Source organism: Klebsiella sp. GFKo11 (assembly GCF_056490265.1).
In genome coordinates this window covers 1,810,204-1,827,544 of sequence record NZ_CM151369.1, presented here as the reverse complement: position 1 = coordinate 1,827,544, position 17,341 = coordinate 1,810,204, and the positions used below count along the sequence as shown (strand labels likewise).

Here is a 17,341-nt window from a genome sequence, read left to right as displayed (position 1 = left end):
GAAGAAACTGGCCCGATAGGGTGAAATCGGGCCACTAATAAGGCAAAAACATTATTTCTGCAGCGCCTGCTGATACAAATTATCCCACATGCCCTGCACCAGAATCTGATCGGGTGGCGACAGTTCGCCAGCGCTGATCGCTTTCGTCAGGCTTTGGGTAACCTTATCATTCACCGCTTGCGCAGTATGCTCGTCCTCACCTTCCAGTTCAGCCACCGCCAGCGTCAGATGGCCGCGCAGATAACCGCCTGCAAATAGTTCATCATCACTGGCGTGGTCTACCATACCGTCTATCAACGCCAGAATGCGTGATTCAAACTCCGCGATCATCTTCTTTCCTCATATTATGTAAAGTGTGGCCTTAGTGCAGGTCTTCCGGCCACGGGAATTGTTCAGCCGTCAAAGGCGGCGTTTGATAATATTCTTGTAATGCTTTGATAAAACGCGCCGGACGCTCGGGGATCCCCTGCTCCAGATAGACCATCACCTGAGCATGTACTCGGCGTTGAAAAACGATACGGTCAGGTTCGAAATCGCCTTCCAGGTTGTCGCAACTGACGTTAAACGGATAGCCCGCCGCCACGCAAAACAGCCAGTCAAACGCCTGCGGTTTCACCTCGACGTCTTCAAATTTAGACTGGGTCATCGCATCACGGCCATCAGGGCAGTACCAGTAACCGAAGTCAACCAGCTCGCGACGCGCTTTACCAGCGATGCACCAGTGCGAAATCTCATGTAATCCGCTGGCGTAAAAGCCGTGGGCAAAAACGATGCGGTTGTACGGCGCGTCGCCATCAGCCGGAAGATAGATCGGTTCGTCATCGCCTTTAATCAGACGGGTATTAAAATCGTCGGCAAAGCAACCGTCGAAGATTTCAATCAGCTGTTCGTAATTATGCGTACTGTTCATTAGTTCATCCCCAACCAGTGGAGGATCTCCTGTCCATGGCTGTCATAAAGAAGTTTTGCACTCATCACCGCCGACACCACAACAATCATCGGTCGAATTAGTGATTGTCCTTTGCTCAGCACCAGTCGCGAACCGGCGCGGGCACCAATAAATTGTCCTACCATCATTACGAAGCCGGTGGCCCAGATAACTTTACCGCCAATGATAAACAGCAACAGGCCGCCAACGTTAGAGGTAGCATTCAGTACTTTGGCATGGGCGGTCGATTTAGCGAGATTGAACCCGGCCAGAGTCACAAAAGCCAGCGCATAAAAAGAACCTGCACCCGGGCCAAAAAAGCCATCATAAAAACCAACGCAGCCGCCAGCCACCAGAGCAAACGGCAGACCGTAAAGACGACGCTGACGGTCCTCTTCGCCGAGCTTTGGCATCAACAGAAAATAGAGGCCAATGCCGATAATCAGTATTGGCAGAATCTGCTTGAGAATATCGGACTGGACGTGCTGCACCAGCAGCGCGCCGCCAGTTGAACCAACAAACGTCATCAGAATATTCAGCTTCTGATCGGCGAGATTCACCACCTTGCGGCGGATGAAATAGAGGGATGCGGAAAGCGAGCCGCCGCAAGCCTGCAGTTTGTTGGTCGCCAGCGCCTGCGCAGGGGGGAGACCAGCAGCCATCAATGCCGGTACGGTTAGCAACCCACCGCCACCCGCCAGGGAATCAATAAATCCCGCCAGAATGGCCACGAAAAACAGCACAACCAGTACCGTCGGTGACACCATAAACAGATCGATAAAACTATCCATTAAAGAACATGCTCATCCAGTAGCGCCTGGCAGGAAGGCGGCAATGGAGGCGGCGTCTTCTTCGCAGGAGAGGTTGATCCTGGTTTCGGTGGTTCAAACCAGCTTTGTAATTCCGCGCCGCAACCATCGCCTGCCGGAGGCGGAGCCTGATCTTCACACTCAAGACTCCCCACAGGACAGCGCAGGCGCACATGCATATGCGCTCGATGTTGGAACCATGGTCGAACTTTACGCAACCAGTCGCGATCGTTACCCGCATCCAGGCACAACTGCTGCTTGATCGCCGGGTTAACGAAAATGCGCGTGACTTCGCTATCTTCCGCCGCCATCTTAATCAGATGACTGATTTGCGGACTCCACAGTGACGGCACTACGCGTTTGCCGTCACGCGCAACCAGATCCAGAGCCTGTGGCTTCATGAGCTGCGCTGAACTCCAGCGCGCCTGCGGGAGCTGGAGAAAAATATCCACATCCAGCCCGGACTGATGGCTGGCGTGGCCGCCGTTGAATCGACCACCAGCCGGCATACCCATGTCACCAATCAGCACCGTCCCCATTCCTTTGTTGTGCACCTGATTGCTCAGGCGCTGAATAAACTGAACGAGATCCGGATGGCCGAAATAGCGGCGCTGATCGGTGCGCATCACCTGATAGCCGGTGGCGCTCAACGGCAGCGGCTGCGCACCAACGATACAGCCATTAGCAAACGCGCCGATGGACTGCGCACTGCCGCTAATGGGTTGCGATATTTTCTGCCACGGCGTTGCCGCCAGGCTGGTACTGCTGGCAAGAAGTGCCAGCAGTGCGATAACGGTTTTTTTCATCTATTACCAGCGTGGGATTGATGTCGTCACGTCGCCGTTCTGCGCGCGCTGACGCATAAAGTGGTCCATTAATACGATCGCCAGCATCGCTTCGGCGATCGGAACCGCACGAATGCCGACGCAAGGATCGTGACGCCCTTTGGTGATCATCTCGACTTCTTCGCCAAAGCGGTTAATCGTGTGTCCCGGAACGGTAATGCTGGAGGTTGGCTTAAGGGCGATATTCGCCACAATTTGCTGACCGCTGCTGATACCGCCCAGCACGCCGCCGGCATGATTGCTCTGGAAACCCGCTTTGGTAATCTCATCGCGGTTTTCGCTACCGCGAAGTTTCACCACTTCAAAACCATCGCCAATTTCCACACCTTTTACCGCGTTGATGCTCATCAGCGCGTGCGCAATATCCGCATCCAGACGGTCAAATACCGGCTCACCCAGTCCCGGAGGCACGCCATCCGCTACCACGGTCACTTTGGCCCCGATGGAGTCGCCCTCTTTTTTCAGGCCACGCATCAGTTCATCAAGCGCCTCGATTTTATCCGGGTCCGGACAGAAGAACGGGTTTTGCTCAACCTGATCCCAGTCTTTTATCGCTAGTGGAATATCGCCCATCTGGGTCAAACAGCCGCGAATGACAATACCGAATTTGGCGAGGAGGAATTTCTTGGCAATCGCCCCGGCAGCCACGCGCATCGCGGTTTCACGCGCGGAAGAACGACCGCCGCCGCGATAGTCGCGCAGGCCGTATTTCTGCTCGTAGGTATAGTCAGCATGACCCGGGCGGAAAACGTCTTTAATCGCGCCGTAGTCCTGGGAACGTTGATCGGTGTTCTCAATCAGCAAACCAATGCTGGTACCAGTGGTCACGCCTTCAAAGACGCCGGAAAGAATTTTCACCTGATCCGGTTCACGACGCTGGGTGGTATAACGCGACGTTCCTGGCCGACGACGATCGAGGTCGTGCTGCAGGTCAGCTTCGGTCAGCGGAATACCTGGCGGCACGCCATCAACGATGCAGCCCAGCGCCAGGCCGTGCGACTCGCCGAAGGTAGTAACGCGAAAGAGTTGTCCAATTGTGTTTCCTGCCATCACGGCTCCGTTATTGTCGTTATGTTTGCGTGTTTATTGTTTTAGTCTTTATAGATGCTGAAATGCGCGCGGGCGTCAATCAGTTGCGATTTGGTCAGCATAAAGACGCCATCACCGCCGTTGTCAAACTCCAGCCAGGTAAATGGAACGTCAGGATACTGTTCCATCAGATGTACCATGCTGTTGCCGACTTCACAAATCAGGATACCGTCATCGTTAAGATAATCTGGCGCGCAGGCCAGAATACGGTGGGTCAGCTTCAGACCATCGCTACCTGAAGCCAGTCCCAGAACCGGCTCATGGCGATATTCGCCCGGCAGGTCGGACATATCCTCTTCATCCACATAAGGTGGATTAGTCACGATCAGATCGTATTGCACCTTCAACAGATCGCGGAACAGATCGGAGCGAATCGGCGTTACGTTGTGAATTAAACCGTGATCTTCGATGTTTTGCTCGGTAACAGCCAGCGCATCCGGGGAGATATCTACCGCGTCAACTTCCGCTTCCGGGAAGGCATAAGCACAGGCGATAGCGATGCAGCCGCTACCGGTGCACATGTCGAGGATGTGCTGCGGTTGATGGTCAATCAGGCCAGCAAACTGATTATTGATAAGCTCGCCAATCGGTGAACGCGGCACCAGCACGCGCTCATCAACGTAAAACTCATGGCCGCAGAACCAGGCTTTATTGGTCAAATAAGCCACCGGAATACGCTCATTAATGCGGCGAATCACGCGCTCAACGATGCGATGTTTTTCACTGGAAGTCAGGCGCGCGGTGCGCATATCTTCCGGAATATCCAGCGGCAAATACAGCGACGGCATCACCAGTTGCACCGCTTCATCCCACGGGTTATCAGTACCGTGTCCGTACCAGATATTTGCAGCGCTAAAGCGGCTTACCGCCCAACGCAACATGTCCTGAATGGTATGAAGCTCATTAACAGCCTCATCAACAAAAATTTTATCCACGCTATCCTCCAGGACACGCTCTGCTATAAATTCGGCGGCTAGTTTGCCACGAAGACGGGGATAAATCAGCATTCTTACGTCAGGCTAAGGGGGAAATATACGTTTTCCTTGCCTGGATGTATGACGAGTCGGGTAAACTAGCGACAAAGAAAAAATGAGACCAGGTAATGAAAAAGAAAACATCGCTAAGTGAGGAGGATCAGGCATTGTTCCGGCAACTGATGACCGGCACGCGTCAGATTAAACAGGACACTATCGTTCACCGCCCGCTGCGCAAAAAAATCTCTGAGGTGCCGCCAAAACGGTTACTTCAGGAACAGGCAGACAACAGCCACTTCTTTTCCGATGAATTTCAGCCGCTGCTAAATACCGAAGGCTCGGTTAAGTATGTCCGTTCGGACGTCAGCCATTTTGAGCTAAAAAAATTGCGGCGAGGTGACTATTCGCCAGAGCTATTCCTTGATCTGCACGGCTTAACCCAACAGCAGGCTAAACAGGAACTGGGCGCGTTGATTGCCGCCTGTCGTCGCGAGCATGTGTTCTGCGCCTGCGTGATGCACGGGCATGGGAAACACATTCTTAAGCAGCAAACGCCGCTATGGCTGGCGCAACATCCGCAGATCATGGCATTTCATCAGGCACCAAAAGAGTACGGCGGTGACGCCGCACTGCTGGTACTGATTGAAGTTGAAGAGTGGCAACCACCGGAGCTTCCGTAGTTCGTCAGCCCCGGAGGAGATTAAATCGCTTTCGCCATCTTCAAATTGCAGGGGCTCATTTGCCAGGTGAATTCACCTTTGCCTTCAGCATCAAGCGTGACGCAGGCAATAGCAGATGTGGTGAACATCGGGGGAGTTTCCCCCGGGCACAGCTCTGAGACGAGGTACCCCACTAAAGGCAGATGCGACACGACCAATGCCGTCGCCACACCTTCATTTGCCAGCGCCTGAAGATAAGCGCTGACCAGACCAACATCGCCACACGGCGTGAGTTCCGGCATCACGTCGACATCTTTCGGCAGATTCATGCACTCCCCAACAATCTCCAGCGTCTGTTCAGCACGCAGGTAGGGACTCACAAGAACCCGCTCAATATCCACTTTTTGACCTTTCAGCCAGGTTGCCATCTGACGAGACTCATCACAACCGCAGACGGTTAGTGGACGAACCGAGTCACTGGCTGCATCGAGGGCAGCGTCGCCGTGACGCATAATAAAAACTTGCATATTGCACCGCTTTTGTTAACCAGAAGCACCGTAGTCTTACCGACGTAAACAATACGCAGGTGACCCGGTGGCCGGGCATTGTGCCTGATCCATTCAACGAATGAAACGCTGTTTTTTACCTCAATGGCGTAAGTATAGTCAACTATTGCTTACAAAACAGCCAATGGTCAGCATCATTCATTGCCGGATTTACCTTCTTTGACCACAACTTAGGTCGTCCGTTCATCAGTGGGCCAAAAGGTCGCCCCCTGCTCAGCCATGTGTAATAAAGTGTCACATGGTGTAAAACGCGGGCCATACTGTGCGGCCAGGCGCTGCAAAATTGCCGCGACTTCCCCCGCACCCAGCTTGTCTATATAGCGGAACGGGCCACCAAGAAACGGCGGGAAACCAATACCAAACACGGCACCGATGTCACCATCGCGCGCACTGCGGATAATTTGCTCATCGAAGCAGCGTGCTGCCTCATTAAGCATCATCATCACACACCGTTCCGCCACCTGCTGCGCGGACAATTGCTCCCGCGCAGAAGAAACGCCCAGTAAAAAGTAAATCGCAGCGTCGGGCCGTTTTTTGCTTTTACGCCCTTTCGCCTCATAAAGATAGAAACCCCGATTATTTTTTCTACCTTTGCGATCGTCATTCAGAATCGCGTTGATGATGTTTGCAGGCGGGCTAAAACGTTCTCCCCATGCAGCCTCCAGCACCGGGATAATTTTGGTCCCGGTATCGATACCGACTTCATCAAGTAGCTGAATAGGTCCAACCGGAAAACCGAATTTTACCAATGAGTTATCGATATGTTCTATCGGTTCTCCTTCTATCAACAGGCGCATCGCTTCATTAATGTATGGGGCCAGAATACGGTTAACATAAAAGCCCGCTTTGTCAGCCACCACGATGGGTGTTTTCCCCTGCTGCTTCGCCAGTTTTACCACCGTCGCGATAGTTTGCTGACTTGTACTCGCATGCGGAATAACCTCTACCAGCGGCATTTTCTCTACCGGACTGAAGAAGTGCAGGCCGATAACCTGCTGCGGCCTGCTTGCTTGTGCCGCGATCTCACCGATCGGTAATGATGAGGTATTCGAGGCAAAGATCGTCTCAGCGCTACAGTGCTGCTCAACTTCGTTGACCATTTTTTGCTTGAGAGCAAGGTCTTCAAACACAGCTTCGATAACCACATCACGATGTGCGAACCCCTGGTAATCCGTAGAACCCGAGATCAACGCCAGCTGACGATCGCGCTCGCTCGCCCGCAGATAGCGGCGGCGAACCTGTTTGTCGAGCAGATCCCAGCTGTACTTCATGGCGTGATTGATCCCGCGCGGCTGAATGTCTTTAATGCGTACCGGCAACCCTCCCTTACAGGCGGTGACGTAAGCTATTCCCCCTCCCATCAGCCCGCCGCCAAGAATACCTACACTGCGCAACGCGCCGGGTTCAGCATCCGCACCGCGATCTTTCTTAAGATCGGTACTGGCGAAGAAAATGGCTCGTAACGCTTGCGATTGCGGCGTCATCGCCAGCTCACCAAAGGCCCGCGCTTCTTCGGCATAACCACTACTGCAACCCTGCGCCAGCCCGGTTTCAATCACCTGTAGAATACGTTTGGTCGCTGGATAATTACCCTGCGTTTTTTGATGTGTCTTTTTCGCCACCAGGCGAAATAGCAGACTACGACCTAATGGTCCGGCGAGGATGCGATCGCGTACCGGAACAGTGCGGCTTACCGGGCGTCCTTTCAACGCCAACTCTACTGCGGTTTGCAACAAAATGGCCTGCGGCACCACTTCATCAACCAGTCCCACTTTCAGGGCCTGACGCGGGCGAAGCTGCTTGCCGGTCAGGATCATATCCAGCGCGCTGCTGACGCCGATTAATCTTGGTAAACGCTGGGTACCACCGGAACCTGGCAGCAGGCCCAATTGAACTTCAGGCAAACCAAGTCGGGTTTTATCATCACCGCTGCACACCCGCCCGTGACAAGCCAGCGCCAGCTCAAGGCCGCCACCCAGACATGCGCCGTGGATAGCAGCAATAACCGGAATCGACAACCCGTGGATCTCCGCCATAATCTGCTGCCCTTGACGGGCCAACGTTTCAGCCTCGAGGGCTGAAACGCAGCGGGCAATCATGTTGATATCGGCCCCGGCAATAAAATTATCTGGCTTTGCCGAAATGAACACCGCACCGCGCAGGTCTTTATTGTCGCGAAGCTGACGGATGATTGCCCGTACTTCACTGGCAAACTCGGCTTTCAAGGTATTCATTTTTTCGCCGGGAGCATCAATCGTAATCACGGCAATGTTGTCAGGGCGAATCTCAAGCGTAAATGCCGACAGGGTTTCCATTATTCGGCCTCCAGAATCATAGCTGCACCTAAACCACCCGCAGCGCAGGCAGTGACCAGACCAAAGCCGCCTCCACGACGACGCAGTTCGTGTAACGTTTGGGTGATCATTCTCGCGCCCGTGGCGGCAAAAGGATGACCATAGGCTATGGATCCGCCGAGCACATTGAACTTGCTCTCATCAACCTCTCCTGTTGCCTGTGAACGCCCAAGCACTTCACGAGCAAAGCGGTCACTCGCCAGACATTGCAAATTGGCCAGCGTCTGCGCGGCAAAGGCTTCGTGCATGTCAATCAGGGTTAAATCAGCCAGCGTAAGTCCTGCCCTTTCCAGCGCCAGCGGCGTCGACCATGCCGGTCCCAGCAGCATATCCTGCTGGACAGCAATGGCGCTGAAAGCGTAGCTGCGTAGATAGCCCAGCGGGACAAGCCCCAGCTCTTTAGCCCGGGATTCTGTCATCATAATCACCGCAGCCGCGCCATCGGTTAACGGCGTGCTGTTAGCGGCGGTCACGGTCCCGTGTTTACGATCAAAGGCTGGGCGTAACTTTTGGTAATCAGCAAGCGTTGAATTTTTACGAATATTATTATCCTGAACCAGCGGTTCACGGAAAGGCGGGGTATATGCCGTCATTACTTCTGCTGATAGTTTGCCCTCTTCCCAGGCCTTCGCAGCAAGCTGGTGCGAGCGAAGCGCTAGCTGATCCTGCTGTTCACGGGTAATACCCCAGGTTTTCGCCATCTGTTCAGCGGTGTCCCCCATCCGCAGGCCGGTGGAATATTCGGCGACCGCTGGCGGCACAGGAAGAAGATCGCGAAAGCGTAGGCGGGAAAAGAGCTTGAGGCGCTGACTCAGGGTACGTGCTTTATTCACGTCAACCAGGACGCGGGCGAATTTTTTGCTAACACCGATGGGTAACACGGACGAGGAGTCAGCCCCACCCGCGATGCCCGCCCGGATAGTCCCTGCCATCAGGCTTTCTGCGACGTTGGCCACCGCCTGAAAACTGGTCGCACAGGCGCGACTGACGCTATATGCATCGGTATGTACGCTCATGCCGGTTCCCAGAACAATTTCCCGAGCGATATTTGGCGCTTCCGGCATCTGCACAACCTGGCCAAATACCAGCTGCTCGATTATTTCCACAGGGATATCGCTGCGGGCCAGCATTTCGCCAACCACCAGCTTACCGAGATCAACGGCAGGAATGCCGTGAAACGCCGTCGCCTGTCGGGCAAACGGAGTACGTAAACCGCTGATGATAGCAATGCGATCGCCCTGGCGGGTGACTAGCGGTAATGCCTGACTCATAACACTCCCCTGTTAACCGGTAAAACAAAGTGGTCTGACCTGATAACAGTTTTAACCAATATTTTACATTAAGCCAATCGGGGAACAGAAAAAGTGGGAGCCAAAACACATTGGATAGAAAAGATAACGCCCCTGCGGAAAGGGGCGTTTGGGGAAAGACTAACGCAAGCCGAGCTGGAAAATCAGGGTTTCAGCTTCACAGCAGAATATGAAGTCGATATCCAGCTGTACGCCACCATCAACATCAGTAAAGGTCGGGTTGATTTTGCACGGCTCGGATTCAACGTTACGCGCTCTTTCGCTCAATGCGGCGAGCGTTTGCTCTGCTTCGGCACGGTTAGCGAACACGCGGCTGTAAGAGGCGGTGCAATCGGAGTTGTCCATTATGGTGCCAACATCCATACAGCAGCAAACCGGGGTTTCATCAGCACTGCATTTACTCATCGTAGATTTCCTCTGTATATGCACTCAAGGTGCCAGATAAATAATCTGTTTATTTTACGCCCGGCGAATAACTGCCTCCAGCCGTTAATTGTGGCAAATGAGATAAGTGAGCGAAATCACACTTAAAAATGATCCAAAACAAAAATCCCCCATTTCGAACATGAGGTACAACAGCAAATTTGCCAGCTGGATCGCGTTTTTCGTATCACAATTGAAAAAACTTATAAACAAACTTGCAACATATCATCTGGTCAGACCTATACTCAGCGCACTGGTCTGATTTCTCTGTCGTAAAGCAGACCCTACACTTCGCGCTTCTGTTACGGCATGTAACATTGTTTAAATAAAAATAACTCAATGAGGTTATGGGCATGAGCCAGAAAACCCGCTTTACCCAATCTGCCCTTGCAGTGGCTGTAGCAATTGTTTCAACACAGGCCTGGTCAGCAGGCTTTCAGCTAAATGAATTCTCTTCATCCGGCCTTGGTCGCGCCTATTCCGGTGAAGGTGCTATTGCTGATGACGCGGGAAACGCCAGCCGTAACCCGGCGTTAATTATGATGTTTGATCGCCCAACCTTCTCTGGTGGCGCTATTTTTGTCGATCCTGATGTCAACGTGAGCGGTAGTTCAGTTATCGGTAACGATGCCAGCCAGGACAATATTGCACCAACCGCATGGGTGCCCAACCTGCACTTTGTCGCGCCGATTAATGAGCAGTTTGGTTGGGGTGCCTCCCTCACTTCTAACTATGGTTTAGCCACAGAGTTCAACAATGATTTTGCCGCAGGCTCAATGGGCGGTACTACTGACCTTGAAACCTTAAACCTCAATTTGAGCGGTGCATATCGTCTTAACGATCACTGGAGTTTTGGCCTGGGCTTCGACGCCGTATATGCCCGAGCCAAGCTGGAGCGCTATGCAGGTGATTTACCGGAAATTATTGGTGCGCAGCTGCCCGGCATGGTGCAGGAAGGCAAACTCTCCCCGGCGCAGGCAGCCGCGATTGGTCAGCAGGCTGGCGGTATCAGTCGTGATACTCAAATCGCTCGCCTGAAGGGGGATGAATGGGGCTTCGGCTGGAATGCCGGTATTTTATATGAAGTCGATAAAAACAACCGCTACGGCTTTACCTATCGCTCTGAAATCAAAATTGATTTTGACGGCGATTATAAGAGCAGCTTGCCGTCATCACTTAATCCTATCAATTCAGCACTGGGTCTCGGACTGCCGTACGGCACCGGTGGTTCCACTATTGGCGGCTCTTTGACATTGAACCTGCCAGAAATGTGGGAAATCTCAGGCTATAACCGCGTGGCGCCAAAATGGGCCGTTCACTACAGCCTGGCTTATACAAGTTGGAGCCAGTTCCAGGAGTTGAAAGCAACCAAAACTAGCGGTGGCGAAACGCTGTTCTATAAAGATGAAGGTTTTAAGGATTCCTATCGTATCGCTCTGGGCACCACCTATTACTATGACGATAACTGGACTTTCCGTACCGGTATCGCCTTTGATGATAGCCCGGTCCCGGCTTCCAATCGTTCTATCTCTATTCCGGACCAGGATCGTCTGTGGCTCAGCGCCGGTACGACCTACGCCTTTAATAAAGATGCATCAGTGGATGTAGGCGTTTCCTATATGCACGGTCAGCACGTCGAATTTAAAGAAGGCCCGTATACCTTTAAGTCCGAGGGCAAAGCCTGGCTGTACGGCGCAAATTTCAACTACCGCTTCTGATTATCTGAAGGGACAAAAAAGGGTGAACATCATGTTCACCCTTTTTATTTCCAGAAATAGATTACTGCGAATCGATATCCTTAAGATCGCCCTCAATCGCCTGAGCGTTCGGGTTCTCATTCGGAGTGAGTTTACCGCCGTTGGCGATAAAGTCATGACGCTGGAAATAGGCTTCACGCATTAAGATGTATGGATCGGAAGACTGACGGAGCAGACCGTCGGAATCCAGCAGCTGTGCACGAGTCTCAACCCCTTCAACCATCCATTTACCGATAGACATCGGCCATGTCAGCCAGGAGAGGACCGGATAGAGTCCGTCCGCCATATCACCGCCTTCGTCACGAATCGTAAAGCTGCCATAGAAAGGCAATTGCACATACGGGCCATAGCCAACGCCATAGTGACCAAGGGTGCTGCCGAAGCGACTCGCTTCAACACGCTGTAGTTTCGGGTTCGCCATTCCAGCCACATCAACCAGACCGCCCATCCCGAGGAGGGTGTTCAGGAAGAAACGCGTAAAGTGCACCATTCCTTTATAGGGATCGCCTTTCAAGAAGGAGTTCACCATAATCGCCGGTTCTTCAAGGTTGCTGGTAAAGTTACTCAACCCATTGCGCGCAGGCTGCGGAACATAATCACGCCACGCTACTGCAACAGGACGAAGAACATAAGGATCAACGACATTGAAGTTGAAGTTGAACATCGTGCGGTTAAAACCTTCAAGCGGATCTGAACGCCCCTGCGGTTGATCGCCAGAACTAGAACTGGCACATCCGACCAGCAATGTGGCGCCAAGCGCAAGCGCCGACAGGCGAAAATTCATAGGTGTCTCCCTGTTAATTTTAGCTATCGCTGGGGGTTATCCGGGGACAGCTGCCTCCATTAAGATATCGCCCATAAGCATGTGCCTGCTTTCAGCATAGCCTTCTTTGGCATAATTGTTGCTCCACGATTCTATACATATTTTGCAATGTCCGTATTGCTAATCTTGTCATTGTGAAGAATTTAGGAGGTTATCCAGACACGGATAGCTGAAACATCTCTACGCTTATAATTAAGGTCAATAGCAGGGGAAAATTCATGAATCCGCAAACTCACTATGAAAGTGAAGAGATCGAAGTAGAAAGTGATGAAAAACAACAAGGTGAGAAAATTGAGATTGATGAAGAGAGATTGCCTTCACAAGCGATGGCGACCCATGAAGAGATTCGTCAGGAAGGGGAGAAAGAACTTGAGCGCGATGCCATGGCGCTGCTGTGGTCAGCCATTGCCGCTGGCCTTTCAATGGGAGCTTCGCTGGTAGCGAAAGGCATCTTTCATGTACATCTTGATGAAATTCCCGGTGGTTTTTTGCTGGAAAATCTGGGCTACACTTTTGGTTTTGTTATTGTCATCCTCGCACGCCAGCAGCTATTTACCGAAAACACCGTTACCGCTGTATTGCCCATAATGCATAAGCCCACGCTGAGCAATATCGGCCTTCTGTTGCGTCTTTGGGGAGTCGTTTTGATAGGTAATTTAATTGGTACCGCGATTGCCGCATGGGCATTTGATATCATGCCGGTTTTTGATGAACCCACACTTGAGGCCTTCCAGAGCATCAGTTTAAAAGTGATGAGCAATACGCCCATTGAGATGTTCGCGAATGCGATTATTTCCGGCTGGCTGGTCGCTACCATGGTGTGGATGTTTCCTGCGGCAGGCTCTGCAAAGATTGTGGTCATTATCCTGATGACCTGGCTCATTGCACTCGCGGATACGACTCACATTGTCGTCGGCAGCGTCGAAATCTTCTATCTGGTGTTCAACGGGACGCTACCGTGGCAAGAATTCATCTGGCCCTTTGCTTTACCGACTCTTGCCGGCAACATTTGCGGCGGGACCTTTATTTTTGCCTTACTTAGCCATGCGCAGATCCGTAACGACATGGCCCACGAGAAAAAAGCCCGGGCTAAAGCAAAAAAAGGGCATTAAGTGGCGACAGTTTGAGCAGTCAGACCATACCTGCTTAACCTGCAAGGAAAAAAACGCTATAATCCCGGCGCTTCGTCCCCTTAGTTAAATGGATATAACGAGCCCCTCCTAAGGGCTAGTTGCAGGTTCGATTCCTGCAGGGGACACTTTCCAGCACCTCCTCCCTTTCGTTTCAATATATTCACTCGTATCGCCCGATTTACCATTGAACGGTTGCTCGTGCTTATCAAGCAAAGTTAGCATTTTACCCGCCCCTATTACTCCATCTTCACGCCTGACAATGCACCATACTGAAATACTTGCTGCCTATGACGACCGGATTAAATACACGGAGCAGATAATTAAAACCAAATAAATTCACATAACAAATAATAATTTAAACTTATCATATCAGCGAAGTTTTTTACCATAGACATATTTAACCGCTATAAAATAGCTGGTAGAATGCACGCCTTAAATAACATTCATGTTAGACTCAATGGGAAACAAGATTAACGTTAGCCTTTAATGAATTCGTTAATATGAAGTTAACATCACAAAAGATGAGAAAGGTTCATCAAAACACATTTTAAGTTAATTCAACATTATTCTCACAAAACAATACCATCATGAATAAAAAAGAAAGAAACATATGGAAGTTAAACAACCTTCCGCCGCTGGAATACTGTTCAATTTCGCGTGCACAAAAATTATTAAACTGTGAACTAGAAGATTTGCTTCACTGGCATGATATTGGAGCCATCAACCTTTGTCTTAAGTTAGGTAAAACACATGGGACATTAAAAAGTGCAATTAGACATGACATGGGCGGTAATAAGCCCTATTTTTATAATTCCTCAAATATTGATGAAGTCAGCAGAAGCGAGAGATCCTGGTCGCAGCATTCAAAAATAAATACTATCCTGACGCTCAATGAAAGTGAGCCCAATCTGGAGACCCAATACGGCTCTCCTGTAACACAGTTCAAACTCAAAGTTTCTGTTTCAGGCCTGTGGTACAGCCATTCCAGAAATTTAATGGAAATACTGGAGAATCCAGAAAATACCCTTTTAGAACAAAGAATAAGCATTATCTCTCCAGCAAGGAATGTCGTCTTTTGCCACTTTACTCCTGATGAGGATGAGAAGCCGACAATCTCGTTGAATAAGCTGTACATCACCAATCAGGCCATTGAAAAAATTTACGAGCATACAATCAGTAGTCGCCCCCTGGAATTTTCAGAAAAACCATTAAATATTTTTGAGGATAAGATAATTCACGATAACTCATTTATCCCACAGAACAAGCTTTTACTTGAATTCATCAATTACATCATTCGTTCCAACCCAGCATTCAGTACTAACATTCTGAATGCCACGGAGAACGTCAAAAGTAAAACATTCAGTATGGTAATGGAGAAACTCAGTGCAGAAGGGATGATCTCAAACTACATAGATACTGACAGCCCAACTTCAGGCACTCTTTTTAAATGATAAAAAAATCATTTTGTCTGTATATTAAAATAAAAACAGCATCGCAAAACCTACTCGATGAAGCGATGCTTAAGATAAGCATAAAATAAATCATGTACTCAAACTTCACTTCATAACTGAACCCTAAAAATATTATTAAAATCAGTTATAACTGATTTTACATCAACCTGAGCGACACTCATCAGTGTGATTATGAAATCATCTTTTAATGGACATTAGCATTCGATAATTTGATTTTTTCTTTGTAAAACCTGGCTGCTGTATGAAACGCTGTCGTCACCATGTTGCAAACATCCAACATGGTGACGAGTGCACACCTTCTAATGAGCTTTGCAACATTCAACATGACTACTCAAGCAGGTCACCATAAGTTTCACCAGCTCACCGTTCTTTCACTTTTTGCCATAGGGCAGCAGGTACTTTAACGCCTTAAGCAATCCTTTAAAAAAACCCCGTTTATCTAAAACGGGGGGCGAGTCTCCAAAGTTACCTGGAACTGAAAGAATCTCAAAATCAAGCAGCTACGCTGGTACGGAATTGGTCATTAGCAGCCGTCGCCAGAATAGAATTTAATACCAAGTGAAATTAATGTGTCGCCGAATCACGACAGTCGTAAGTAACTAAAAATTAATAAAAAAATGACTCTTGTCTCTCTCTTTTTTTAGGCGTACATTAGCGCCATCTGGAGCAGTTAGAGCACAGAATTGACAACTAACGCCAGCAGCTGTTGGCGATAGTTAAAGCAGGCCATGAAAATTAAATTCATTTAGGCGTCTCGCAGAGCGCACGGAGTGATGAGTCGTGAAATACTTTTTGATGGGCATTTCTTTTATGGTCATCGTTTGGGCCGGTACTTTCGCCCTGATGATCTAGCCAAAACGGTGTTAAAAAAGCGGGAGCCAGTTGGCTCCCGCTTTTTTACTCATGGTTTTCGCTCGTTAGCTTCGTCGAGGCAGGGAGTAAGCCGTCTGCACGGAACATCGATTTGATACCGCGTATGGCCTGGCGAATGCGATCGCGGTTTTCAATTAGAGCAAAGCGTACATGCGTATCGCCATAATCACCAAAGCCAATACCCGGCGAAACGCAGACTTTGGCATCCTGTAGCATTTTTTTGGCGAACTCCAGCGAGCCCATCGCCGCGTACTGTTCTGGGATTTTAGCCCACACATACATCGACGCCTTCGGACACTCCACCATCCAACCCGCCTCATGCAACCCTTTCACTAGCACATCGCGACGACGCTTATACTGCTCGGCAATATCACGTACACATTGCTGATCGCCCTCCAGTGCAGCAATAGCCGCCACCTGCAGAGGGGTGAACGTCCCGTAATCGTGATAGCTTTTAATACGCGCCAACGCATTGACCAGCGTTTTATTGCCCACCATAAAACCAATGCGCCAGCCTGCCATATTGTAGCTCTTGGACAGCGTAAAGAATTCAACGGCAACATCGCGCGCACCGGGAACCTGCATGATAGATGGCGCTTTCCAGCCATCGTAAACAATGTCGGCGTAGGCCAAATCGTGCACGACCAAAACATCATAGCGCTTCGCCAGCGCGACCACTTTCTCAAAAAACTCCAACTCGACGCACTGCGCAGTCGGATTAGACGGAAAGCCAAGGACCATCATTTTCGGCTTCGGATAGCTTTCCCGAATGGCACGCTCAAGCTCGTTGAAGAAATCCACACCTTCCACTAGCGGCACTGAACGTACCTGAGCTCCGGCAATCACCGCGCCATAAATGTGAATTGGGTAGCTGGGGTTCGGTACCAGTACGGTATCGCCATGATCAAGTGTCGCCAGCATCAAATGTGCCAGCCCCTCTTTCGACCCAATAGTGACAATCGCTTCCGATTCAGGATCGATATCAACGTTATAACGCTCCTGATACCAACGTGAAATAGCACGGCGAAGACGAGGAATCCCACGAGAAGTGGAATAACCATGCGTATCAGGGCGCTGGGCAACGGTGCATAATTTCTCAACGATATGCGGCGGGGTCGCACCATCGGGGTTACCCATGCTGAAATCAATAATGTCTTCACCACGGCGGCGCGCAGCCATCTTCAGTTCAGCAGTAATATTAAAAACATACGGGGGGAGACGATCGATACGCGTGAAACGGCGTTCAGGACTGAATTCAGCCATAGATTCCTCAGATTAACGTTAGCGCCCGGACCGTCCGAGCGACGCTGCCGCAGTTGCGGCACG

At 50.6% G+C, this 17,341-nt stretch carries 17 protein-coding genes and 1 tRNA gene; 6 read left to right on the top strand and 12 right to left on the bottom strand.

Going from position 1 to position 17,341, the window contains the following annotated elements:
* Positions 1–51: 51 nt before the first annotated feature.
* From AC07P6_RS08930 to prmB, 6 genes are read right to left on the bottom strand one after another with little or no spacing between them, the layout of a single operon-like run.
* Positions 52–330 carry a YfcL family protein gene (locus tag AC07P6_RS08930; protein ID WP_110272239.1) on the bottom strand — a complete coding sequence of 93 codons (279 nt, stop codon included), beginning with the start codon at positions 328–330 and terminating at the stop codon, positions 52–54.
* 31 nt (positions 331–361) lie between these two features.
* Positions 362–910: an elongation factor P hydroxylase gene (locus AC07P6_RS08925; RefSeq protein ID WP_112212946.1), complete on the bottom strand. Its 549-nt coding sequence runs from the start codon at positions 908–910 to the stop codon at positions 362–364.
* Positions 910–1,719 carry a sulfite exporter TauE/SafE family protein gene (locus AC07P6_RS08920; RefSeq protein WP_182240169.1) on the bottom strand — a complete coding sequence of 270 codons (810 nt, stop codon included), beginning with the start codon at positions 1,717–1,719 and terminating at the stop codon, positions 910–912. Before AC07P6_RS08920 ends, AC07P6_RS08925 begins: the two co-directional genes overlap by 1 nt.
* Entirely contained in the window at positions 1,719–2,543 is an 825-nt protein-coding gene (gene mepA / locus AC07P6_RS08915; protein ID WP_478316056.1) for a penicillin-insensitive murein endopeptidase, read from the bottom strand. Before mepA ends, AC07P6_RS08920 begins: the two co-directional genes overlap by 1 nt.
* Before the next feature lie 3 nt (positions 2,544–2,546).
* Positions 2,547–3,632 carry a chorismate synthase gene (gene aroC / locus AC07P6_RS08910; RefSeq protein ID WP_478316055.1) on the bottom strand — a complete coding sequence of 362 codons (1,086 nt, stop codon included), beginning with the start codon at positions 3,630–3,632 and terminating at the stop codon, positions 2,547–2,549.
* Positions 3,633–3,673: 41 nt separating this feature from the next.
* Positions 3,674–4,606, bottom strand: coding sequence for a 50S ribosomal protein L3 N(5)-glutamine methyltransferase (gene prmB, locus AC07P6_RS08905; protein ID WP_478316054.1), 933 nt, complete (start codon positions 4,604–4,606; stop codon positions 3,674–3,676).
* 167 nt (positions 4,607–4,773) lie between these two features.
* Here prmB and smrB point away from each other — a divergent pair, with 167 nt between their 5' ends.
* Complete coding sequence (gene smrB, locus AC07P6_RS08900; protein WP_112212942.1) at positions 4,774–5,325, top strand: endonuclease SmrB; 552 nt, start codon at positions 4,774–4,776, stop codon at positions 5,323–5,325.
* 20 nt (positions 5,326–5,345) lie between these two features.
* On the opposite strand, the gene sixA is transcribed toward smrB, so the two are convergent.
* The 4 genes from sixA to AC07P6_RS08880 form a co-directional block, all read right to left on the bottom strand.
* Complete coding sequence (sixA, locus tag AC07P6_RS08895) at positions 5,346–5,831, bottom strand: phosphohistidine phosphatase SixA (protein ID WP_110272233.1); 486 nt, start codon at positions 5,829–5,831, stop codon at positions 5,346–5,348.
* A gap of 209 nt (positions 5,832–6,040) precedes the next feature.
* Entirely contained in the window at positions 6,041–8,185 is a 2,145-nt protein-coding gene (fadJ, locus tag AC07P6_RS08890; protein ID WP_478316053.1) for a fatty acid oxidation complex subunit alpha FadJ, read from the bottom strand.
* Positions 8,185–9,495 (bottom strand): acetyl-CoA C-acyltransferase FadI, encoded by a 1,311-nt coding sequence (fadI, locus tag AC07P6_RS08885; RefSeq protein WP_478316052.1) that lies wholly within the window; start codon positions 9,493–9,495, stop codon positions 8,185–8,187. Before fadI ends, fadJ begins: the two co-directional genes overlap by 1 nt.
* 159 nt (positions 9,496–9,654) lie before the next feature.
* Positions 9,655–9,939 (bottom strand): YfcZ/YiiS family protein, encoded by a 285-nt coding sequence (locus AC07P6_RS08880; RefSeq protein ID WP_304252529.1) that lies wholly within the window; start codon positions 9,937–9,939, stop codon positions 9,655–9,657.
* A gap of 371 nt (positions 9,940–10,310) precedes the next feature.
* On the opposite strand from AC07P6_RS08880, the gene fadL reads away from it, so the two are divergent.
* Positions 10,311–11,675, top strand: coding sequence for a long-chain fatty acid transporter FadL (gene fadL / locus AC07P6_RS08875; RefSeq protein WP_304252530.1), 1,365 nt, complete (start codon positions 10,311–10,313; stop codon positions 11,673–11,675).
* Positions 11,676–11,736: 61 nt separating this feature from the next.
* Here fadL and mlaA read toward each other — a convergent pair whose 3' ends face one another.
* Positions 11,737–12,498 carry a phospholipid-binding lipoprotein MlaA gene (mlaA, locus tag AC07P6_RS08870; protein ID WP_110272228.1) on the bottom strand — a complete coding sequence of 254 codons (762 nt, stop codon included), beginning with the start codon at positions 12,496–12,498 and terminating at the stop codon, positions 11,737–11,739.
* A 257-nt stretch (positions 12,499–12,755) separates the two neighbouring features.
* Between mlaA and AC07P6_RS08865 the strand changes: the two genes are divergently transcribed.
* From AC07P6_RS08865 to ypdK, 4 genes are all read left to right on the top strand, one after another.
* A complete protein-coding gene (locus tag AC07P6_RS08865; RefSeq protein ID WP_478316051.1) occupies positions 12,756–13,649 on the top strand; it encodes a formate/nitrite transporter family protein in 894 nt (297 codons plus the stop codon).
* A 74-nt stretch (positions 13,650–13,723) separates the two neighbouring features.
* A tRNA-Arg gene (locus AC07P6_RS08860) sits at positions 13,724–13,795 on the top strand.
* Between the two features lie 462 nt (positions 13,796–14,257).
* The gene (locus AC07P6_RS08855) at positions 14,258–15,121 is read left to right on the top strand and encodes a hypothetical protein (RefSeq protein ID WP_434662198.1); all 864 of its coding nucleotides are present in this window, start codon (positions 14,258–14,260) and stop codon (positions 15,119–15,121) included.
* A gap of 801 nt (positions 15,122–15,922) precedes the next feature.
* Positions 15,923–15,994, top strand: a complete 72-nt coding sequence (gene ypdK / locus AC07P6_RS08850) for a membrane protein YpdK (protein ID WP_077777854.1) — start codon at positions 15,923–15,925, stop codon at positions 15,992–15,994.
* Positions 15,995–16,039: 45 nt separating this feature from the next.
* Here ypdK and alaC read toward each other — a convergent pair whose 3' ends face one another.
* Entirely contained in the window at positions 16,040–17,278 is a 1,239-nt protein-coding gene (gene alaC, locus AC07P6_RS08845; RefSeq protein WP_181485415.1) for an alanine transaminase, read from the bottom strand.
* Positions 17,279–17,341 lie beyond the last annotated feature (63 nt).